23 protein-coding genes are annotated in these 22,956 nt (G+C 36.0%); 10 read left to right on the forward strand and 13 right to left on the reverse strand.

Translation table 11 applies throughout. The annotated features are described in order from the left end of the window. Positions 1-362 precede the first annotated feature (362 nt). The 3 genes from EGX95_RS24015 (at position 363) to EGX95_RS24025 (ending at position 4,409) form a co-directional block, all read left to right on the forward strand. Positions 363-2,057: a methyl-accepting chemotaxis protein gene (locus EGX95_RS24015; protein ID WP_000878467.1), complete on the forward strand. Its 1,695-nt coding sequence runs from the start codon at positions 363-365 to the stop codon at positions 2,055-2,057. Positions 2,058-2,281: 224 nt separating this feature from the next. Next, entirely contained in the window at positions 2,282-3,973 is a 1,692-nt protein-coding gene (locus EGX95_RS24020) for a methyl-accepting chemotaxis protein (RefSeq protein ID WP_000008427.1), read from the forward strand. 118 nt (positions 3,974-4,091) lie between these two features. After that, positions 4,092-4,409 (forward strand): metal-sulfur cluster assembly factor, encoded by a 318-nt coding sequence (locus tag EGX95_RS24025; RefSeq protein WP_000082521.1) that lies wholly within the window; start codon positions 4,092-4,094, stop codon positions 4,407-4,409. A 42-nt stretch (positions 4,410-4,451) separates the two neighbouring features. On the opposite strand, the gene nprB is transcribed toward EGX95_RS24025, so the two are convergent. The 6 genes from nprB to EGX95_RS24060 all read right to left on the reverse strand — a co-directional run bounded on the left by nprB (position 4,452) and on the right by EGX95_RS24060 (position 9,840). After that, positions 4,452-6,101 (reverse strand): neutral protease NprB, encoded by a 1,650-nt coding sequence (gene nprB, locus EGX95_RS24030; protein ID WP_014298040.1) that lies wholly within the window; start codon positions 6,099-6,101, stop codon positions 4,452-4,454. A gap of 157 nt (positions 6,102-6,258) precedes the next feature. Further along, positions 6,259-6,957 carry a pirin family protein gene (locus EGX95_RS24035; protein WP_000488944.1) on the reverse strand — a complete coding sequence of 233 codons (699 nt, stop codon included), beginning with the start codon at positions 6,955-6,957 and terminating at the stop codon, positions 6,259-6,261. A 50-nt stretch (positions 6,958-7,007) separates the two neighbouring features. Continuing rightward, the gene (locus tag EGX95_RS24040) at positions 7,008-7,418 is read right to left on the reverse strand and encodes a MarR family winged helix-turn-helix transcriptional regulator (protein WP_000845457.1); all 411 of its coding nucleotides are present in this window, start codon (positions 7,416-7,418) and stop codon (positions 7,008-7,010) included. Positions 7,419-7,530: 112 nt separating this feature from the next. Further along, positions 7,531-7,965 carry a DUF3920 family protein gene (locus EGX95_RS24045; protein WP_000422824.1) on the reverse strand — a complete coding sequence of 145 codons (435 nt, stop codon included), beginning with the start codon at positions 7,963-7,965 and terminating at the stop codon, positions 7,531-7,533. A 177-nt stretch (positions 7,966-8,142) separates the two neighbouring features. Beyond that, positions 8,143-9,342: a cation:proton antiporter gene (locus EGX95_RS24055; RefSeq protein ID WP_000380208.1), complete on the reverse strand. Its 1,200-nt coding sequence runs from the start codon at positions 9,340-9,342 to the stop codon at positions 8,143-8,145. Beyond that, positions 9,343-9,840, reverse strand: a complete 498-nt coding sequence (locus EGX95_RS24060) for a cation:proton antiporter regulatory subunit (RefSeq protein WP_001026062.1) — start codon at positions 9,838-9,840, stop codon at positions 9,343-9,345. A gap of 410 nt (positions 9,841-10,250) precedes the next feature. On the opposite strand from EGX95_RS24060, the gene EGX95_RS24065 reads away from it, so the two are divergent. From EGX95_RS24065 to EGX95_RS24090, 4 genes are all read left to right on the forward strand, one after another. Beyond that, positions 10,251-11,684, forward strand: coding sequence for an alanine/glycine:cation symporter family protein (locus EGX95_RS24065; protein ID WP_000227570.1), 1,434 nt, complete (start codon positions 10,251-10,253; stop codon positions 11,682-11,684). Between the two features lie 578 nt (positions 11,685-12,262). Next, positions 12,263-12,703: a Dps family protein gene (locus tag EGX95_RS24080; RefSeq protein ID WP_001041890.1), complete on the forward strand. Its 441-nt coding sequence runs from the start codon at positions 12,263-12,265 to the stop codon at positions 12,701-12,703. 91 nt (positions 12,704-12,794) lie between these two features. Then, entirely contained in the window at positions 12,795-13,106 is a 312-nt protein-coding gene (locus EGX95_RS24085; protein ID WP_002092629.1) for a hypothetical protein, read from the forward strand. A 172-nt stretch (positions 13,107-13,278) separates the two neighbouring features. Then, a complete protein-coding gene (locus EGX95_RS24090; RefSeq protein ID WP_000656324.1) occupies positions 13,279-13,476 on the forward strand; it encodes a hypothetical protein in 198 nt (65 codons plus the stop codon). Positions 13,477-13,493: 17 nt separating this feature from the next. Here the strand turns inward: EGX95_RS24090 and EGX95_RS24095 are convergent, their stop codons facing one another. Beyond that, on the reverse strand, positions 13,494-13,775 hold the full coding sequence (locus EGX95_RS24095) for a hypothetical protein (RefSeq protein WP_000390914.1): 282 nt from the start codon (positions 13,773-13,775) through the stop codon (positions 13,494-13,496). Positions 13,776-13,893: 118 nt separating this feature from the next. Continuing rightward, positions 13,894-14,457, reverse strand: a complete 564-nt coding sequence (locus EGX95_RS24100) for an LOG family protein (RefSeq protein ID WP_002029040.1) — start codon at positions 14,455-14,457, stop codon at positions 13,894-13,896. Positions 14,458-14,545: 88 nt separating this feature from the next. On the opposite strand from EGX95_RS24100, the gene EGX95_RS24105 reads away from it, so the two are divergent. Together EGX95_RS24105 and EGX95_RS24110 are read left to right on the forward strand one after the other, a co-directional pair. Continuing rightward, entirely contained in the window at positions 14,546-14,869 is a 324-nt protein-coding gene (locus tag EGX95_RS24105; RefSeq protein WP_000355748.1) for a MazG nucleotide pyrophosphohydrolase domain-containing protein, read from the forward strand. 53 nt (positions 14,870-14,922) lie between these two features. Continuing rightward, positions 14,923-15,429 carry a ferritin gene (locus tag EGX95_RS24110; protein ID WP_000949391.1) on the forward strand — a complete coding sequence of 169 codons (507 nt, stop codon included), beginning with the start codon at positions 14,923-14,925 and terminating at the stop codon, positions 15,427-15,429. Between the two features lie 25 nt (positions 15,430-15,454). Here the strand turns inward: EGX95_RS24110 and EGX95_RS24115 are convergent, their stop codons facing one another. The 5 genes from EGX95_RS24115 to EGX95_RS24135 all read right to left on the reverse strand — a co-directional run bounded on the left by EGX95_RS24115 (position 15,455) and on the right by EGX95_RS24135 (position 22,000). Beyond that, positions 15,455-15,691 (reverse strand): hypothetical protein, encoded by a 237-nt coding sequence (locus EGX95_RS24115; protein ID WP_000664384.1) that lies wholly within the window; start codon positions 15,689-15,691, stop codon positions 15,455-15,457. A gap of 92 nt (positions 15,692-15,783) precedes the next feature. Then, a complete protein-coding gene (locus EGX95_RS24120; RefSeq protein WP_000673868.1) occupies positions 15,784-16,965 on the reverse strand; it encodes a NupC/NupG family nucleoside CNT transporter in 1,182 nt (393 codons plus the stop codon). 352 nt (positions 16,966-17,317) lie between these two features. Next, the gene (locus EGX95_RS24125; protein WP_123805759.1) at positions 17,318-18,499 is read right to left on the reverse strand and encodes a NupC/NupG family nucleoside CNT transporter; all 1,182 of its coding nucleotides are present in this window, start codon (positions 18,497-18,499) and stop codon (positions 17,318-17,320) included. Between the two features lie 296 nt (positions 18,500-18,795). Then, the gene (locus EGX95_RS24130) at positions 18,796-20,235 is read right to left on the reverse strand and encodes an alanine/glycine:cation symporter family protein (protein ID WP_000346401.1); all 1,440 of its coding nucleotides are present in this window, start codon (positions 20,233-20,235) and stop codon (positions 18,796-18,798) included. Positions 20,236-20,569: 334 nt separating this feature from the next. After that, a complete protein-coding gene (locus EGX95_RS24135) occupies positions 20,570-22,000 on the reverse strand; it encodes an alanine/glycine:cation symporter family protein (RefSeq protein WP_063246721.1) in 1,431 nt (476 codons plus the stop codon). A 301-nt stretch (positions 22,001-22,301) separates the two neighbouring features. Here EGX95_RS24135 and EGX95_RS24140 point away from each other — a divergent pair, with 301 nt between their 5' ends. Then, the gene (locus EGX95_RS24140; protein WP_000689891.1) at positions 22,302-22,940 is read left to right on the forward strand and encodes an NAD(P)-dependent oxidoreductase; all 639 of its coding nucleotides are present in this window, start codon (positions 22,302-22,304) and stop codon (positions 22,938-22,940) included. The last annotated feature ends 16 nt before the right edge of the window (positions 22,941-22,956 follow it).

Below are 22,956 nucleotides of genomic sequence, written 5' to 3' on the forward strand. Positions count from 1 at the left end.
TTCTGTAGAATAGGACACAAGATATTTCAACATTTCGTCTCTGACTTACGTCGTCAAAAAGGGGTATGACCAACATAACGAAGAGTAATGTCTTTAGTTGATACTGATAATCGTTATCAACTAATTAGAAGTATACATGATGTTATTTCAAATTACAATAGCATTTCTTATTTTTATTTATGAATTTTTTGATATGCAAATGTATACATTTTAAGAACATTTACTCATATGAATCTGCCATATTCCATTATCTGCTATAATTTTTATTGAACAGATTAATAACTTCATAATGATGTTTTTATTAATTCTGCTCTAAATATTTATAAATTATAATAAACAGTTTTTAAAAGGCAGGGGTAACGATGAAATATGTTAGTATTCGAAAAAAACTACTGTTCACACTCTTAAGCATTTCTTCTTTATTTAGCATTGCTCTTATTGTTATTCTTTCATTCGCTATGAGCCAAGCGAGCGAAATTGAAACGTTAAAAAATGATGTTTCCAAAAGAGCAACCATTTTAAAAGAACGTGGCGATTGGTTCCAAGCACAAGTTGCTGGTTTACAAGAATATTTACTGTCACATGATCAAAAAGGATTGGATAAATTCAACCGAGAAGGAAAAAAACTAGCTGATACGAGAGAAAAAGTAACCAGTGATAAAAAACTTTCGGAAGAAATGAAAGAAGCCATTTTAATGGGCGGAAAATGGCGAAGCGTCATAGATAATGAAGTCCTCCCTCTCGCTCGCGAAGGAAAATGGGACGAAGCATCTAAAATCGCTTTAGCTCAAACTGATTACGTAAACGACCTTTTAGGTCGTTTTACGAAATATGCAAATGAAGAAAATGATAAACGTGACGCATTAATTGCTGACGTAGAATCTTCTTCATCCCTTATTCAATATATTATTTTCTTCTCACTTATTACATGTACAGTAACATCTATTTTATTAGCATGGTGGTTCTCTGGTAAGCTCGTTAAACCGATACGACAAATTGATGAGAAATTAAAAGAATTAGCTTCGCAAGATGGTGATTTAACTGCTAGATTGCATGTAACGAGTAAAGATGAAATCGGTGATATCGCCAATTCCTTTAATCAAATGCTCGCTAATTTACAACGTATAATAAAACAAGTGCAACAAACATCAACAAGTGTAAAAGAAGCATCTGAAAATGTGTTTATCGAAACAACTGCTTCTATGGAAAATACCGCCAAAACTGAAGAGACTATGAATGCTCTTGAGCATAATATTCGTTCACAAGTTTCCAGCATCGAAGAAAGTTCAACTGCAATGGACGATATGGCAACGAGTGTTCAACGTATTGCAGAATCCGCCTCTTCTGTTGCTAGCCTAGCTGTTACTACTTCAGAAAAAGCTGATAGTGGGAATAAAGTCATTGAGAAATCTATTACACAAATGCATACCATTAATGAAGCTGTGAACGCTACATCACAAGTAGTAGAACGACTCATTACACATACAAATCATATTGATACTGCACTTCAATCTATTTCTAATATCGCGGAACAAACGAATTTACTCGCTTTAAATGCTTCCATTGAAGCGGCTCGTGCTGGTGAACATGGAAAAGGCTTCGCTGTTGTTGCCGATGAAGTACGAAAGCTTGCTGAACAATCTCAGCTAGCAGCAACTGATATTAACCATTTACTTCATCAAATTCAAGCAGATACAAAAATAGCAAATGAAATGATGACGCAAGGTCAATCAGAGGCTTCTGAAGGCATTACAGTCATTCGTACTGCTGGATCTTCATTCTCAGAAATTGTTAACCACATTAACAAAGTTTCTACACAAATGCAGGAGGTGTCTGCAACTGCTGAAGAAATGGCCGCAAGTTCTGAAGAAATGAACGCAGCTTTAAATAACATCGCTTCTATTTCAAATGAAGTTGCCGCCGAAACATCACAAACAGCAACTTCAGCTGGTGACCAAGTAAACAAAATGAGTGTCGTTGCTAAAAAAGCATCTGAAATGAAAACGACTGTGCAAGAACTTGAAGTTCTCGTTTCTCATTTCAAAACAAACATTTAAAGCGAAACTTTCATTTATATTTTTAGAAGTTCCAAACTATTAAAAAGAGGGATTTACAATCTCTCTTTTTTCACTTTAAAATATCTCTTTCTATCTCTCATTCCGTCTGCTATAATTCCTAAAGGAAAGAAGAAAGCTTTATTCCAGACGGAGTAAAGCTTTCTTTCAATTTTTTACATTAATTAATTCTAATACTATGATTTCACAAAGGAGGATTTTATTATATGAGTTTTATTAGCATTCGAAAAAAACTAATGTTCATGATGGGAACGATTTGCGCTTTATTTGGAATCGCCTTAGCTTTTATTTTATTTTTTGCCATTGATCAATCTCGTCAAGCTGAAGCATTACAAAAAGAAATTTCTCCTCTAGCAACACAATTAAAAGAGCGCGGGGATGCTTATCAAGTACAGCTCTCTGCTTTAAGAGGTTATTTATTACAACATGATCAAGTTGAATTTGACAAATTTAACGAAATGAGTAAACTTCTTGAAGATAAGAAGGATGAGCTTCTTTCAAATCCTAATCTTTCTCAATCTGTGAAAAGCACAATGGAATCAGGATTGGCTTGGAGAAAATTTATTGAAGAAAAAGTTTTCCCTCTTGCAAAAGAACAAAAGTGGGAAGAGGCCCTGCAAGTAGCTTATGCAGAAAATGGTACTGTTTATAAAGTAATTGGTGACTTCACAAATTACAGTAATGAACAAGCTAAGTTACGTGATCAATCTATTAAAAAAATTGATCAATCTTCACTACAAATTGAATATGTTGTTTTCTTATCACTTGTTATTTGTATTATTGTAGCTATGATTCTTGCATGGTGGTTCTCTGGTAAACTTGTAAAACCAATTCAACAAATTGATAGTAAACTAAAAGAATTATCATCTCAAGAAGGTGACTTAACAGCCCGCCTACAAGTAAACAGTAATGATGAAATTGGTACGATCGCAACATCATTTAATAAAATGTTAGAAAACCTACAACATATCATTAATCGTGTTCAAAAAACATCTGTAGAAGTACAAAACGCTTCTGAAAACATGCTAGAAAAGACGAATATATCACGCGAGGCAACAATAAAAGTTCAAAGCACAATGTCCAACTTAAATGAGAGTATTCAATCACAAGCCGCTAGCATGGAAGAAAGCTCAACTGCAATGGACGATATGGCAGTAAGTGTTCAGCGCATTGCTGAATCTGCCACATCTGTAACTGAACTTGCTGTAGCTACATCTGAACAAGCTAACGATGGAAATACTGTTATTCAAAAATCCGTTTCACAAATGACAACAATACACGACGCTGTAAATGCTACGTCAGAGGTGGTCGAACGTCTAATCACCCACACGAAATATATTGATACAGCTGTACAATCTATTTCTAATATCGCGGAACAAACAAACTTACTTGCTTTAAATGCATCTATCGAAGCAGCTCGTGCTGGCGAACAAGGAAAAGGTTTCGCTGTCGTAGCTGACGAAGTTAGAAAACTTGCTGAACAATCTAAAACTGCTGCAACAGATATTAACCAATTACTACATCAAATTCAACAAGACACTGAAACTGCGAGTTCTATGATGTCACAAGGGCGTTCTGAAGCATTTGAAGGCATTCATGTCATTCGTGAAGCTGGCAATTCTTTCACAACAATTGTGGAGCAAGTAAATAAAGTATCTACTCAAATGCAAGACATCTCAGCAACTGCTGAAGAAATGGCTGCAAGTGCTGAAGAAATGAACGCTTCACTGAATAACATCGCTTCTATTTCGACTGAAGTATCTAGTGAAACAGCGGCAACAGCACAATCTGCTGAGAAAAAAGTCGTTACGATGAATGAGATGACACAAACAGCTAAACAAATGAAACAAACAGTTGAAGAATTAGATCAACTCGTATCACATTTTAAAACTGAATAGCCATTCCAAAGATATTCCTCTTCCAAGAGGAATATTTTTTTGAGCTCATTTCCTGCACTTTATACATATATCCGTTATAATGAGAATCGATATCATTAATATGTAGGGGGTGCTACACATGTCACAACAAGCATTTGAAGAAAAGTTATATGCAAACTTAGAAGCTGTTATTGACCCTGAACTCGGTGTTGATATTATTAATCTTGGATTAGTTTATGACGTTACAGCAGATGAAAATAATAATGCTGTCATTACGATGACTATGACTTCTATCGGTTGTCCAATGGCTGGGCAAATTGTATCAGACGTAAAAAAAGTATTATCAACGAACGTACCTGAAGTCAATGAAATAGAAGTAAATGTCGTATGGAATCCGCCCTGGTCTAAAGAACGTATGTCACGTATGGCGAAAATCGCATTAGGTATTCGCGACTAAATACAGAAAGACCTGACATCTTAGTCAGGTCTTTTTCTCTTATTATTTTACGCCTACTGCATCGTAAGCTTTCGTTACAGCTTGTACAGCTTTAGAGTTTTTACCATATAAATCTTCAGCTGACTGAAGTGCTGCTTGGCGCATCATCTTAAAGTCAGAGTTTGCAGTTAAATATTTCGTAAGAGCACGGTAATAAATTTTCTCTGTCGCTTCACGGCCTACCCCTGTTACTTTCACGCCGTAATGATCTCCACCTTCAGATACTAAGTATGCAGCTTTATTGTTAATACTGCTGTTAATATGAACGCCGCCATTATCAGCTGTTCCAGTGTAGCGCTTATTGTAATGATCTGGGTAACCTTCACCTGGTTTTAATGGATTTGGAATAGATGCTGGATCTTTCAGAGAACGAAGTGCATCACCAGGTTTTCCAGGTGTATAAATGTCAGCACCTAAATCCCAGCTCTTCTTCTCAACCATGACACCCATAATATCAGATAACGATTCATTTAACGCACCTGACTCATTTTTATAAACAAGATTTGCTGTATGCTCAGTTACAGCATGCGTTAATTCGTGACCGATAACATCTAGTCCAGCAGATAATGGAATGAATGTTTTTCCATCGCCATCACCATACATCATTTGTACACCATTCCAAGCTGCGTTATTCCAAGCTGTACCTACGTGAACAGTCGAAATAAGCTTCGCGCCTTTATCATCGAAAGAGTTACGATTAAATGTCTTTTTGTAGTAATCATATACTTTTCCTGCATTTACATGCGCATCAACTGCAGCTTTATCTTCGAAGAACTTAGATTTACTTTCAACTTCTTCTCCTGTATATCCAAGCCATTGTGAGAATAAATTAAACAAGTTTTCATTCATATTTTCTGCATCAAATGTATGAATACCTTGTCCTCGTTTACCATCAAACAAGTTGAATTGTCCTGTTTTCGTATCTTGCGCAATTTCAAATGATTGTCTAGCACCTAATACGCCGTAACCAAATCCAGTAATGTTATCTACAGCATTATATTTCTCAATCACATTTCCATTTGTCGCATCAACAAAGTAATGCCAATACCCTGGAGCTGGCTTTGAAATCGACGCTTTCACTAAATATGCAAGATAGTAATTTCCATCTTTTTCATACACAAATAAATCTTTTTTCACACCGTCATAACTTTTTACTTTACCAACTTCTTTTTCAATATCTGCCTTTGCAATTGTTTCTGCTTGTTCTGCACTAATACTTGCAGCTGCAGGAATATTTTTATCCTCTAAATTCGGAATAACTTGTCCGAAGAATGCTTTTACATTATTTTCTTTATCTAGTGTAACAGTTTGATCTGAACCATACACAGGGATGTTATTATGTTTCTCAACTAGCTTCACGTGTGTTGTACCGGATTCAGCATCTTTTTCTTCCCCAACGACATTAAAGTGTTTATCAATATTTCCTGCTAATTTGAACATATCTTTCTTACTCTCTAAATATTGAAAGACCGTCTCTTTTTTATCTAATCCTTCCGGTGCTTTCCATTCTTCACCTATGTATGCAGGCGTTTTAAATTCTTGATGGTATTGAATTTTTTGTTCTTCCGCTTTCGTTGTCGTTGCTCCAAATGTTCCAAATCCCCCGGCGATAACAGTTAACGCTAATGCTGATGAAATGACTTTCTTTTTCACTATAACATTCCCCATTCCCATAAAGATTTTTGACACTTTTATACAATTCTTGTTTTTCAAGTGGATACCTTTCCCTAAAATTTGAGAAAGTTTTTTCTGACAATTCCACTCAAAAAAAGAGGACATCCTATCGGACGTCCTCTTTTTTATAAACATTTTATTGCTTTTTCAATTCAATTGCTAAATAGTGTGATTGCTCTTTCGCTTCAATATGAATATCTTCTTCAATCGCTTCTGCTGCATCACGCATAACAAGTGTCTCACCATTGATTACACTACTACCTTCAATTTGTACAACATACAATTGACGGCCTTCTTTCACTGGAAAATGAATTTCTTTTCCTGCTTCTAACGATAAAGAATATAAATTCGCATCTTGATGAATTTGAATTGGTGCCCCGCCTTCTAATGGAGATACCATATGGAACCATTCGTTTTCACGCTTGCTCCAATCAAATTTAAACTCACCATAGTTTGGCTTATGATCCTCACGGTCTGGTAAAATCCAAATTTGTAATAAACGTAGTGTTTCATTTCCTAAATTATGCTCACTATGAAATACACCTGTGCCAGCACTCATATATTGAACATGTCCTCGCTCAATTGTTCCGCGGTTCCCCATGCTATCTTCATGTGTTAAAGCACCGTCTACAACGTACGAAATGATTTCCATATCGCGGTGTGGATGCATATCAAAACCAGTTTGCGGTGCTACTAAGTCATCATTAATTACACGTAATGCACCAAAGTTCATGTTATTAGGATTATAGTAATTGGCAAAGGAAAAATGAAAATGTGTATTTAACCAACCGTGATTTGCTCTTCCCATATTTTTATGATCAACTTTTCTAAACATACCGTTCACCTCATATTATCTCGAATTCAAGATTTATTTTAAAATTTTTCTCACTGTAACTTTTTTAGTAATTGTAATAATTGATGTTGTTCTTCTACATTTAAATTTTGAAACTGCTCCGCTTGGAATGTTTCTTGAGGCGGGACGATTTCTTCATATAAAGCTCTTCCCTTTTCTGTTAATGAAATATATTTTGTAGTACCTTCTTGTTCACGACGAATCCACTCAAGCTGCTCCATTTTATTTAAAAGCTGCGTAATATTTCCCTTCGTAACAAATAGCTTATTTCCAAGCTCTTGCTGCGTCAAACGATCATGCCCTCCAACTTGAGCTAGTACATCAAACTGAGCGGCAGATACATTCCATTCTTTCAAATGCTGATTCGTCTCACGAATACTTTTGTTATAAAAACGTGATAAACGAAACCATAGGAGTAAACCTAGTCTATCTTCTGTTTTCATTTCATCACCTCGCTCGTTTCATACCATTAGTTTAGAACTAAACTTTATAAAAGTCAATTACTTATTTTTAGTAAGAAGCAAAGAAAGCACAGCGTCATTTCTCCACTATGCTTTACATTAACTTTCTATTTTTATATTCATCTAACTTCCTCTCCGTGAACTTTCTCGCATCTTTCTCAATCCATCTATCTTCGTACAATTCACTTCCAACATGCAATACTTCGCTCTTATGCTGCATTGCATGACGAAATTCATGCAGTAGTGTTTTAAGGACTTGCTCATACTCTTCCCACATACAAACAAAAATTAATTGTTTTTCTTTATGATAAAAACCACCTACCGGGAATAAAAATTCCTCTTCTTCTTCTCCTAATGATAAAAGGACATGATTCGCATCACACGTATCACAAAAAATAACCGGTGTTTTACATACTTCAATCAGTGAAAATAAATCGTCTCTAAGCCTTTTGACATCCCAAGGAAGCTCCGAATCCAACACATACCAATTCTCCACCTGTTGATATACATTTTGAAACTGGAGTTCCATTTCTCTTTATTCCCCTTTCCAAGCATCCTTTTTCTATATGTATGCCACAATATGGTAAATATTAAACGTATTCTTTCATCCTTGAAAAAATGCCAATCAAAAAGGAATCTATATCGACATAGATTCCTTTTCCGTAATCACTTTTTCATACATATCTTTTACTTTTATTTTTTTAATTTAGTTAGTCTTCGTATCCCACTTAAAGACTTTATTTAAAAATTTATATACATTCTTTGACTCTTTCGTCAGAAGTGGACCTAAGATAGATAGTATAAGCACGTATAGTGCTGAAAATGGCTTCAAGACTGACATTAAACCACCAGCGATACCGATATTGGCCATAATGATGGAGAATTCTCCTCTTGAAACGATTGTTAATCCAATATTTGTTGATGCTTTATGAGATAATCCAGCTTGTCTCCCAGCAATCATCCCTGCTATAAAGTTTCCGATGATTGTAAGAAGGACAGCACCTAACGTTAACCATATCGCTCCGCCCAGTGAGAACGGATCAATGCTTAATCCGAAACTGAAGAAGAAAATAGCTCCGAAAAAGTCTCTAAATGGAACAACGAGATGTTCAATTCTGTCACTATGCTCTGTCTCAGAGAAAACTAACCCTAAAAGAAGTGCTCCAATTGCTTCAGCAACATGAATTGTTTCCGAGAAACCTGCAATAAAGAATAATGAGGCAAATACTACAATAATGAAAATTTCATCCGAACTAATATTGAGCAATTTATTTAATAACGGCGTCGCCTTTCTAGCTACAATAAAGAATAGAAGCATATATCCTAAAGCAATTCCAATTGAAGTAAGGGCACCTAAGAATGAAGCGTGATCCCCTAGAACTAATCCAGAAACGACTGATAAATATACAGCCAGGAATATATCTTCGAACATGATAATTCCTAAAATTAATTCGGTCTCATTATTACCAGTTCTTCTTAAATCCACTAACACCTTTGCAACGATAGCGCTAGAAGAAATCGTAATAATACCCGCAATAATTAAGATTTCTAGTAAAGGGAAGCCCATTATAAATCCGTATAATAAGCCAAGTGAAAAGTTAATTAAAATATAGATCGTTCCGCCAATTGCAATAGAACGTCCAGATTTAATTAGTTTTTTCATTGAAAATTCTAGTCCTAGATAGAACAGAAGAAACAGAACGCCAATCCGTCCAAGGAACGAAATTACATTTGCACTTTCAATAAATTTGAAATCGATCACACCTATTGTCGGCGCATGTGGTCCCACTAGCATCCCAAGAACAATTAGAAATGGAATAACTGAGAATTTAAACTTTCCAGCAATTACTGCCGCAATTGCAACTAATACTAACGCTGTACCAACTTCAAAAATTAACGTATCCATCTAGTCAGTCCCCCTATTCGAAAGTAACTCATTAATAATTTTTTTAATTTCTTCTCTCTCGCCTGAAACTACAAGCATATCGCCTTCCTCAATTACTGTTTCTGGTCCTGGATTAAATAGCTTTTTCATATTCTTTTTCATAACTGCAATAATCGTTACGCTATATGTTTTTCTTATTTCCAGATCGCCGATTGTTTTTCCGATTGCTGGCGCTTCCTTCTCCACTTTAAACCACTCAATCGCCAACCCTTCAAAAACCATTTCAACATTTTCTAATGCTCTAGGCTTATATACCATTCCGCCTAATATGGCTGCAATTTGTCTTGCCTCTGAGTCGCGTAATGAAATACTTGAGATACTTTCTTCATGGTCTGAATCAAAATGATACATTTCTCTACGTCCGTCATCATGAATTACAATTACCATCTTTTCATTACCTTTCGTAACGATTTGAAATTTATAGCCAATACCCGGAAGTTCACTTTCTCTAATATTCATATTTAGCTCCTCCACAATGTTTTTTATTTGAATTTTCTGTTTTTCTGTCTTTTATTCAACCAATCAACTTTAGAAATTCTAACCATTCAGGATACCTGTGACTTGGAAATCTTTTATTGTAATAATAAGTGGCTCCTAAAAAGATACTTAAAGATGTAACGATAAAAAATATATTACTTCTCATTTTCAAACTTTTAAGGCTTACTTTCCATAAAGTTTCTTCTTTCAAATTATCCCCTCTTTCTTGCGTTACATTTAGTTTTTTAAAATGTAAATAATTCTAAAAATATTACGATGTAACATAATCATAACATAAAATGAGTTTAAGTAACATGATTTTTTAGAAAAATTGATTCTCGTATATTTTTTGCATATAATTTTCTTATTACGGAAAAAAGGAAGTGTATTATATGGTTGATATCTTTAGCAGATTCCTTGAGGTAACGAATAATATTTTATGGTCATATATTCTTATTGCAATGCTAATCGGCTTCGGTCTTTATTTCTCTTTTAAATTAAAATTTGTCCAAATTACTCATTTCGGTGAGATGGTCGGATTAATTAGTAAAGGATTTAATCGAAAAGAAAAAAAGAAAGATAGCATCTCACCGTTCCAAGCATTTTGCTTAAGTGCAGCTGCACGTATCGGTATCGGAAACTTAGCTGGTGTAGCATTAGCTATCTCAATGGGCGGACCTGGCGCAGTATTTTGGATGTGGTTTATCGCTATCCTTGGAGCAGCTACTAGTTTCGTAGAATGTACGCTCGCGCAAATTTATAAAGTAAAAGATGGAAGCAGATTCCGTGGTGGCCCAGCATATTATATGGAAAAAGGATTAAACAAACGCTGGATGGGTGTTTGGTTCTCACTTCTTATTACAGTTGCGTACGGATTAATTTTCAACTCTGTACAAGCAAACACAGTAACAATAGCATTTGAAAATGCTTTTGGACTAGAGCGAACGATCGTAGGAGCTCTATTAGCTTTATTAGTTGCAGTTATTATTTTCGGTGGTATTAAGAGCATTTCACGTATTACGGAAATGATTGTTCCTCCAATGGCAATCATTTATATTGGTGTGGCTATTTTTGTTGTTATTAACAACTTTACTATGTTACCAAGCATTTTTATGGAAATATTTAATGGTGCATTCGGTTTAGACCAAGCCATCGCTGGTGGTATTGGAGCAGCAATTAAGTTCGGAATTCAGCGCGGTCTATTCGCAACAGAAGCAGGTATGGGTAGCTCCCCTAACGCAGCCGCAACATCAGATGTATCTCACCCTGTAAAACAAGGACTTGTTCAAGCATTAGGTGTTTTCGTAGACACGTTCTTAGTATGTACATCAACAGCATTTATCGTATTATGTTCGGGCCTTTACAAAGGAACAAACTTACAAGGTATCGAATTAACACAAAATGCATTAAGTTCACAAATCGGACCATGGGCAAGCACTTTCTTAGCAATTATTATTTTCCTATTCGCGTTCAGTTCTTTACTAGGAAACTACTATTATGGTGAAACAAACATCGCATTTATTAAAGAAAGCAAAACATGGTTAATGATTTATCGCGTTGCCGTTGTCGGAATGGTATTCTTCGGATCAATCGCTGCCCTTCAAACAGTTTGGAGCTTAGCTGATTTATTCATGGGACTAATGGTATTGACAAACTTAATTGCCATCTCATTCCTAAGCAAATTCGCCTACGCAGCATTAGTAGACTATATGAAGCAAAAGAAACAAGGAAAAGATCCTGTTTTCGTTGCAAGCTCTATCCCTGGCTTACAAAATACAGAGTGCTGGGATGGACAGGATGTAGAAGAGAATAAAAAAGCTGTATAACAGCTAAACGGTGAAGCGGCTCGTTCAGAATCGCAGGACACTTCAAGCTCTCGACCTTGAAGCGCTTTTTGCTTCGAGCGAGAGAGCGAAATGACCAGAGATTCTAGCCGCTGGAGCTGGATAGATTAAAAGCGGAAGCGGCTCGTTCAGAATCGCAGGACACTTCAAGCTCTCGACCTTGAAGCGCTTTTTGCTTCGAGTGAGAGAGCGAAATGACCGGAGATTCTAGCCGCTGGAGCTGGATAGATTAAAAGCGGAGGTGACTTGCTCAGAACAGGAGGGCATTGGAGCTCCTGACAAAGAGACGTTCTTTGTCTCACAGGAAGGCGCGAAATGACCGACTGTTCTAGTCACCGGAGCTGGATATCATTTAAAGCGGAAGCGGCTCGTTCAGAACAAGAGCTATATATCAAACAAAATCCCTATTACTCTACAGTAATAGGGATTTTTATTTACACAGTTCATAATTTGTTCAAATTAATTCCAGCAAAAGGGTTGATTTATACGAATTACTAGATTATAATAATTATAAATTAGTAATTGATATCACATAACAACTCAAAAGGAGATTGATCATAATGAACAAACAAGTAATCGAAGTATTAAACAAACAAGTAGCAGACTGGAGCGTTTTATTCACAAAACTACACAACTTCCATTGGTACGTAAAAGGACCTCAATTCTTCACATTACATGAGAAATTCGAAGAACTTTACACAGAATCAGCTACTCACATCGATGAAATTGCAGAACGTATTTTAGCAATTGGTGGCAAACCAGTAGCAACAATGAAAGAATACCTAGAAATATCTTCTATTCAAGAAGCAGCATACGGAGAAACTGCAGAAGGGATGGTCGAAGCAATCATGAAAGACTACGAAATGATGCTAGTCGAACTGAAAAAAGGCATGGAAATCGCTCAAAACTCTGACGATGAAATGACATCTGACCTACTACTAGGAATCTACACAGAACTAGAAAAACACGCTTGGATGCTACGTGCGTTCTTGAATCAATAATAGACTTTAAAGCGGAGGTGACTTGCTCAGAACAGGAGGGCATTGGAGCTCCTGACGAAGAGGCGTTTTTTGCCTCACAGGAAGGCGCGAAATGACCGACTGTTCTAGTCACCGGAGCTGGATATCATTTAAAGCGGAAGCGGCTCGTTCAGAACAGGAGGGTGTTGGAACTCCTGATTACGAGGCGCTTTTTGCCTCGAATGAAGGAGTGAAACAACCGACTGTTCTAGCCGCTGGAGCTGGATATTACTTAAAAGCGGAAGCGGCTCGTTCAGAGTCGCTTTTTTCTATGGAATGGTCGCGCGTGCTGGTACATGAAATTTATATCAACGATTTTCCCTATATATCGATGATTTTTCAAATATATCAACGATTTTTTCATTATATCGACGATTCGACATAGGATATCGACTTACCGACAAATCACGACAATATTAGCACCTCCCTATCCCTACTTTCATCAATATATTACAATCTCTTTTATGCTAAAATATAGGTAACACCCTTTAGTAAAATAGATCCAAAAAGCTTTTCCATATTCATCATTTACTACTTAAATGGCGGGAGTGGTTCAGTTGAAAGACTACTTAATTAGAGCATTTTTTGCATTAATAACAGTTGGGATTGTCTTACTTATAGCTAATATTTTCAACATACGTATCGAGGTGAAAGACTACGCTTTCCTCGTTGTAGTAGCAATTAGTGGCGGCTGGGGTGGCTGGTACTTGTATAAAAAACAAAGTAATCAAAATGATAAAGGCATTCCAAAGTAATACGGAATGCCTCCTTTTTATTTCCGTCTATAATAAATAATAAAATTCAAACCGCTAATACAAACTATCCCAATAAACATATCAAACGACACCGAATCTCCACCTAAATTATACTCATCCACAATAAAGCCAGACATAAACAACGTTATCGCGGAAACACCAACACACAATATCGAAATAAACCAAAGCGAAAACTCATTAATCAGCTCTTTCTTCTGTATTGAAACAATTAGCATAACAAGAATAGATGCTGCTAAAATACTTTTAAAAACAGGACGTAAATACACAAACTCCTCCATCTATTTCTCCTTTTTCAAAAACATTATATCTCAAAATTAACATATTTAACCAAATTAAAAACACATGCCTTTTCAAGATAAAATGACATGTGTTTCCAAAAATCTCTATAAAATTGTATTATGATAGTTGCTTCCACTTCGTTCCTAAAACAGGACGCTCGTAATTTTGTATTTTATGAATTAATTTATCGGCCGTCTCAGCTGAAACGATTAACTCTTTATTTGATGGATTCATAAATCCTTCTTCTGCTGCACGTTCAACCATTTGCAGAATTGGTCCGTAGAAGCCTTTTATGTTCAATAAACCAACTGGCTTATTATGTATACCAATTTGTGACCAACATACTGCTTCAAATAGCTCTTCAAACGTTCCATATCCGCCTGGTAGTGCAATAAAAGCATCCGCAAGCTCTGCCATTTTCGCTTTACGTTCATGCATCGTTTCTACTTCAATTAATTCTGTTAACCCTGTATGAACGATCTCTCCTCGGAATAGACCGCGCGGCATAACACCTGTTACACGGCCACCTAAGCGAAGAACTTCGTTTGCTACTTCTCCCATTAATCCAACGCAAGAACCACCATATACAAGCTCATAGTCGTTCTCAACAAACATTTTCCCTAACGCTATTGCCTGCTCTTTAAATTCTGGTCTCTCCCCTAAGTTGGAACCTGCAAACACACAAATCTTTCTCATCCTTACACCCCGAAACTATATATTGTTATGATACAATGAACATTGTACAACATATTGAGGGGATGAGAAAGAAATGGATATCGTTGCATTTCAAAGATGGGTTGAGGAATTTTATGAAAAACGAAGCTGGTCACAGTATAATGCCTTTATTCGCTTAAATTTCTTAACCGAGGAAGTTGGGGAAGTTTCACGAGTCGTTCGCGCTATTGAAATCGGCCGCGATCGCCCTGATGAAGATGCGAAAACAGAAGAAGAGCTAAAACAAGAACTAAAGGAAGAACTTGGTGATGTACTATCTAATCTTATTATTCTTTCGCAAAAATATGATTTAGACTTACAAGACATTATGGACGCACACGTAACAAAGCTTTCGAAAAGGTTCGAGACATCTAAATGAGAATATTATCAATTATGGTATAATATTCTTGTCACAATACTAAGGGGGATTTTATGTTATCTAAAAAATTGCACGACGCACTAAACGATCAAATGAACTTTGAGTTTTACTCTGCCCACGCTTATATGGCAATGGCTGCTTACTGTACAGCCGAAAGCTATGATGGATTCGCTAACTTTTTCCTTGTACAAGCTGAAGAAGAACGTTTCCACGCAATGAAGCTTTACAACTACATTAATGACCGCGGTGAGCGCGCTATTATTACTGGATTTGATAATCCAAATAACGAATATGACTCTGTACTGAACGCTTTTGAAGTGGCACTTGAGCACGAGCGTGAAGTAACAAAACGTATTTACAACCTATCTGATATCGCTTGGGATGAGCGTGAACACGCAACAATTACATTCTTAAAATGGTTCGTCGATGAGCAAGTAGAAGAAGAATCTTCATTCGATAGCATCATCCAAAAATTAAAACGTATTACAAGCGATTCAAACGCACTATTTATGCTAGATGCTGAATTAGAGAAACGTACATTTACAGCTCCAGCTGAGTAATATTTCAATCACCTTAATGAATGGATTAAGGTGATTTTTTAATTTGTTCTTTTCTAAGCTCAATAACCTTAGCCACATCCTTCTTATAAAGCCCTGCAACCTTTTCAACAAAATCACTCTCAGTAAACGTCCCATCCCCCACCCCTACTATACTTAAATATCCATGTATAAATTTCAAAAACGCCCTAGCATCTTCTCCAGTTAATTGATCAATGTTCTCTATAATCTCATCAAATCCCCCTAAACTACCTCGTTCTTTCAACCTAATTCCCCCTCTCTGTATTATTTATCATACCAAAACAAAAAAGCCGTTCATCCCTCTAAGCGAGAGATAAACGACTTCTTTACTATTTATTAAAGCATAACCCCAACGATAATCGCTGATAATATACTTACTAACGTTGCACCGTATACAAGTTTTAGTCCGAATGATGATACAACGTTTGCTTGTTTACCATCGATACTCTTCGTTGCCCCTGCGATAATTCCGATTGATGAGAAATTCGCAAATGATACAAGGAAGATAGATAAAATACCTACTGTACGAGCTGATAAATCGCCAGCTACTTTACCAAGGTCAAGCATTGCAACGAATTCATTTGTTACTAATTTCGTTGCCATAATTTGTCCTGCTGTTAACATCTCTGATGTTGGAATACCCATTACAAATGCTAATGGTGAGAATACATATCCTAAAATGCTTTGGAATGTGATTCCGAAAATTGAATCGAATACACCGTTAATTGCTGTAATTAATGCTACGAAACCGATTAACATCGCCGCTACTGTTACAGCGATAGAGAAACCAAGCATAATATATTCGCCTAACATTTCAAAGAATGTTTGTTTCTTATCTTCTTGCAACTCTAAAATATCGTCTTCTTCTTTTACTTCATATGGATTAATGATATGAACGATAATGAATCCACTGAATAAGTTTAGTACAAGTGCTGTTACTACATATTTTGGATCAATCATTTTCATGTAAGAACCGACGATTGACATCGATACTGTTGACATGGAAGATGCACAAAGTGTGTATAAACGATTTTTCGGTAATTTGCTTAATTGATCTTTTACTGTAATGAATACTTCACCTTGACCAACAATTGCAGCTGCTACTGCATTATATGATTCTAGTTTTCCTAAGCCGTTAATTTTACTTAATAGGAAACCGACTGCACGAATGATAATCGGTAAAATTTTAATATGTTGTAAGATCCCAATTAGTACTGCTAAGAAAATAATTGGTAATAATACTGTTAAGAAGAATGGTGCTTGTCCATCATTTGCTAGACCACCAAATACGAAATTAACCCCTGCTTCCGCAAATTTTAAAATAGCCCCAAATCCATCTGCAATCCCTTTTACTAATACAAATCCGACCTTTGTATTTAGTAAGAAATACGCAAGTACCAATTGAATGACAAGCATAAGTGCAATTGGTTTATATTTAATCTTTTTACGATCTGAACTGATAAGGAACCCTAGTACAAATACTACAAGTAAACCGACTAGAAACATTACGAACTTCATATGTGAATCCTCCACTTCTCCCACGAGTTATTGGTCGTATAACGTATAACGAATGACGTCTGACCATTGATGTTAAAAAAATTTAAAACCCCTAAATACTATTCAACTGTTATCTAAAATCAGTAAGCGTTTACATAAATTGCAATTTATTAAAGGTAGCCTCTTCTCTCCTACCATACTTGAAAGTCTGAAATTGATACCACCTACAAATCAAATTGTAAGCGTTATCTAGGTGAAATGCAATATAAATTTTAAAAGATTTTTATATGTTAATATATTCCTAATTAATTGGTTTTTTCATGCAAATTTACCATAAAAAATAGCCCTAGCTATGAGCTAGGGCCATCTTTTTCTATAACATAACACCAACGATAATCGCTGATAGAATACTTACTAATGTCGCACCGTACACAAGGCGTAGACCGAATGATGATACTACATTTGATTGGTTCTCATCGATACCTTTCGTTGCACCTGCGATAATTCCGATTGATGAGAAGTTCGCAAATGATACAAGGAATACAGAAAGGATACCAACTGTACGAGCTGATAAATCACCAGCTACTTTTCCAAGATCAAGCATCGCAACAAATTCGTTTGATACTAATTTCGTTGCCATAATTTGTCCCGCTGTTACCATCTCTGCTTGCGGGATACCCATTACGAATGCTAATGGGGAGAAAATATATCCTAAAATCGCTTGGAATGTAATACCGAACATTGAATCAAACAAGCTATTGATTGCTGTAATTAATGCTACGAAACCAAGTAACATCGCTGCTACTGTTATCGCGATTGTGAAACCGAGCATAATATATTCACTTAACATTTCAAAGAATGATTGTTTTTTCTTATTTTCTAATTTCAGTGTATCTTCTTCTTCTGTAATATCGTACGGGTTAATAATATGAATAATAATGAAACCACTAAATAAATTTAATACAAGTGCTGTTACTACATATTTTGGTTCGATCATTTTCATGTAAGAACCGACGATTGACATTGATACTGTCGACATGGAAGATGCACATAATGTATATAAACGATGTTTTGGGATTTTACTTAATTGATCTTTTACTGTAATAAATACTTCCGCTTGCCTAACAATAGCAGCTGCTACTGCGTTATATGATTCTAATTTTCCTAGACCATTTACTTTACTTAACAACGTACCAATAGCACGAATAAATATCGGTAAAATTTTAAAGTGTTGCAGAATTCCAATTAAAACGGCAAAGAATACGATTGGTAATAACGCTGTTAAGAAGAATGAAACCTCTCCTTTATTAACAAGGCCACCAAATACGAAAACGATTCCAGCTTCTGCATATCCAAGAAGCGCGCCAAATCCATCTGAAATTCCTTTTACTAAAATATAACCAACTTGTGTATTTAATAAGAAATAAGATAATGCTAGCTGAATAATAAGCATAATTGCGATTGGTTTATACTTAATCTTCTTTCGATCGGAGCTTATAAGAAAACCGAGTACAAATACAACGAGTAATCCTACAAGAAACATAACAAACTTCATTAATAAAATCCTCCATTTAACTCTTCATTAACGTTGAACGTCTGACCACTCAAAACAAGAAATAATCCGAACTTTCCATTTCTCCTCCAAAACCTTCAATCGTATAGGAAAAATCATAAAACCTCTTGTTTCAAAGGCATTTTCCATTCTAACATAAATCACATCTCATATCCGCACTTTTCTTAAAAAAATTACATTTTATTATGAAACATCAATTAATGTTCGTCTTTTACTTCTAACAAATAACTAACTAAAACAAAAAAATGAGCATCAAGTTTCACTTGATGCCCATTCCATTATACCGCTTTTTCTTTATCTGCTACTTGCTCTTCCCAGCACTCTGTATTTTTCAAACCTGGAATTGAATTCGCATAGAAGACTGGATCTTTTCCTTGTTTCTTTTGCTTTACGTAATCTGATAACGCTGCAAAAGCATACTTAGAAAGGAATACGATTGCAACTAAGTTAATAACAGCCATAATACCCATGAATAGATCTGCTAAATCCCAAACGATTTGAATTGTTGCTACAGAACCTAACATAACCATACCAAGTACAGCAATGCGGTACGCTGTTAATAACACTTTACTTCCATTTAAGAATTCAATATTCGTTTCACCATAGTAGTAGTTACCTACTAATGAACTAAATGCAAACAAGAAGATTGCAACTGCTACAAATATAGAAGCCCACGGTCCGATATGTTGACTTAACGCTTGCTGCGTTAATTGAATACCATTTAAATCAGCTGCATTATGCACATCTGATAAAAGAATGATAAATGCTGTACAACTACAAATTAATAATGTATCTGTAAATACCCCTAAAGTTTGAATGAAACCTTGTTTAACTGGGTGCGTTACGTTTGCAGTCGCTGCTGCGTTCGGCGCACTCCCCATACCTGCTTCATTTGAGAATAATCCGCGTTTTACCCCTAATAAAATCGCAGCTCCTAATCCTCCGCCTACTACTTCTTTAATTCCGAAAGCATGTAAGAAAATTTCTTTAAATACATATGGAATTGCCGTAATGTTTGTTACAACAACGAATAATGCCACTGCTACATAAATGATTGCCATTACTGGAACGATCATTTCAACCGCGCGAGCAATTCGTTTTACTCCGCCGAAAATAATAACTGCAAGTAGACCAGCCATTACAAGACCTACTAATCTACTATCTGTTTTGAATGCCCCATCAAAAGCAGCTGCTACAGTATTAGATTGTACAGCGTTAAAAATTAATCCGAAACTTACTGTTATTAATACAGAGAAAATAGCTCCAAGCCAGCGTTTATTTAAACCCTTTTCCATATAATACGCTGGGCCACCACGGAACGTATTCCCATCTTTTACTTTATAAATTTGCGCTAATGTGCTCTCTACAAATGCAGAAGCACCCCCAATTACCGCGATTAACCACATCCAAAATACTGCGCCTGGTCCACCTGCTGAAATTGCGATAGCTACACCAGCTAAGTTACCAGTACCTACACGAGAAGCTGTACTCATACAAAATGCTTGGAATGATGATACACCACTCTTCTCTTTTTGCGCTTTCCTCGTTTTCGAGCTTGCCCCATCCCCAAGCAATCGAATCATTTCACCGAAGTAACGAACTTGGACAAATTTCACACGGAATGAAAAGTAGAGTCCTAACCCAATTAACATCGCAATAATGATATATGACCAAAGGACATTATTCACATCCCCAATTACCTTAGCTAAAAAATCCATAATTGCATTGCCCCCTCTTCCTAACAATAAGAAAATTATATTCTAAAAACTCTTAGTAATCAAGAACTTTATGTCAGGTTTTCTAACATAAGAAAGTTAACTTACTTAACATATGTGTTTTTTACGCAAAATTATAACTAGTACGCGCATGTATCCAATACTAAATCACTCATCCTATGCGACCAGCCCTACCTTTAAGACAGTACGTTCCCTACAAATAATATGAGAAATGAACAAACAAAAATTATATTAATAATTACCTCTCACCCTTTTCATCCTTTACTACAACAAAAAAAGGCGAGCATCGAATTCAACTCGATGCTCGCCTTTTCATTTACACTGCTTTTTCTTTATCCGTTACCGCTGACTTATCCCAACACTCTGTATTCGTTAAACCAGGAATAGAATCTGCACGGAAGACTGGATCTTTTCCTTGTTTCTTTTGCCTTACATAGTCTGCCAATGCCGCATACGCAAATCGGCCAAGAAGTGTAATCGCAATTAAATTTGTGATTACCATTAGACCCATAAATAAGTCTGCCATATTCCATACAACTTGAAGCGTCGCAACAGAACCGAATAATACCATTCCCACTACCGCAATACGGTAAATTGTTAACCAAGTTTTACTTTGTTTAATGAATTCAATATTCGTTTCACCATAATAGTAGTTTCCTAAAAGTGAACTAAACGCAAATAAGAAAATAATAATCGCTAAGAAGCTACTTGCCCATGGGCCAATTTGTGAACTTAATGCATTTTGTGTTAGTTCAATACCTTCTAAATTCGTTGCTTTATATGCACCAGAACATAGTACGATAAACGCTGTTGATGTACATACTAAGAATGTATCTACTAATACGCCAATTGTTTGAATAAAACCTTGCTTTGCCGGATGCGTTACATCAGCTGTTGCTGCCGCATTCGGAGCACTACCCATACCTGCTTCGTTCGCAAATAATCCGCGCTGAATACCATATTTCATCGCAGCACCGATACCGCCACCTACAGCTGAATCTAAACCGAATGCACCTTTAAAGATTTCTGTAAACACATCTGGTATTAAATAGAAGTTTTTAATGACAACGAAAATAGCTACCGCAATATAAATAAGCGCCATTGGCGGAACAATCATTTCCGACATACGTGCAATACTTTTTACACCACCAAAAATAATAACCGCAACTAATGCAGCTAATACAACCCCAACAATATAACGCTCAATACCAAAAGCATTTTTAAATGCTAATGTAACTGTATTTGCTTGTACTGAGTTAAAAATTAAACCGTAACTAATTGTAATAAGGATAGAGAACCAAATTCCCATCCAACGTTTATTTAAACCTTTTTCCATATAATAAGCAGGACCACCACGGAAGCCACTGCCATCTTTCACTTTATAAATTTGGGCAAGCGTACTTTCTACAAAACTTGAAGACGCTCCGATAATCGCAATCACCCACATCCAAAATACTGCACCAGGTCCTCCCATAGATATAGCTAATGCTACACCAGCTAAGTTACCGATACCAATACGACCTGCTGAACTCATACAAAACGCTTGGAAAGAAGATACACTACCTTTTTTACGCGTCTTTCCAGTTAATCCATCACTCATTAATCGAACCATTTCCCCTAAATGAGTGATTTGTACGAATTTCAATTTAATAGAAAAATAAAGACCTAAACCAATTAACATTGCAATAAGAATATATGACCAAAGAATTGTATTTGTTGATGAAATAAATTGCTCTAAAATATTCATACAATTAACCCCTCCTTTTCTCCATAAAACGAATTATATTTAAAAAACATTCAAAAATCAACATTTTTCGACAATTTGCAATTTCCAAATATTAGCCAGGCTCGCAGTAAAAATATCTTTATGACTACCCTCCCTCTAACTGTGCATACTAAAACAAAAAATAATTCACAAACAACCCTATTGACAAAAACACTAACCTGTAACTATAATGATTACAACAGGTTGTAACAAACCTAATTACAACAAATTCATTTACTTTCAGATATACACTTTAACAAAACACACTTTGGAGGGATTTATCATGAAAATCGGAATTATCGGAGCAACTGGTAAAGCAGGAAGTCGTATTTTAAAAGAAGCATTGGATCGCGGACATGAAGTAACTGCAATCGTAAGAAACGCTGCAAAAATTACAGAAGAAAATGTAAAAGTTTTAGAGAAAGATGTATTCTCTCTTACATCTAACGACCTACAAGCATTCGATGTAGTTGTAAATGCATTCGGTGCTCCAGCAGGCGAAGAACACCTTCACGTAGATGCAGGAAACGTACTTATTGAAGCTATGAAAGGTGCACCAAATACAAAATTACTTGTAGTTGGCGGCGCTGGAAGCTTATTTGTAGACGAAGAGAAAACAACACGTGTATTTGATACGCCAGGTTTCCCAAAAGAATACCTTGCAACAGCTCAAAACCAAGGTAAAAACTTAGAAATTCTGCAACAAACTAACGATATTACTTGGACATTCATCAGCCCTTCTGCACTATTCGCATTAGGAAAACGCACTGGTTCTTACCAAGCTGGTAAAGACAACCTCCTTGTGAACGCAAAAGGTGATAGCTACGTAAGTTACGAAGACTTCGCAGTAGCAGCACTTGATGAAATCGAAAATCCAAAACACGTAAACGAACGCTTCACAGTTGTTTCTGAAGCTGAATAATAAAAAAAGCTCGTAA

This window comes from Bacillus sp. FDAARGOS_527 (genome assembly GCF_003812125.1).
Lineage (GTDB): Bacteria > Bacillota > Bacilli > Bacillales > Bacillaceae_G > Bacillus_A > Bacillus_A paranthracis.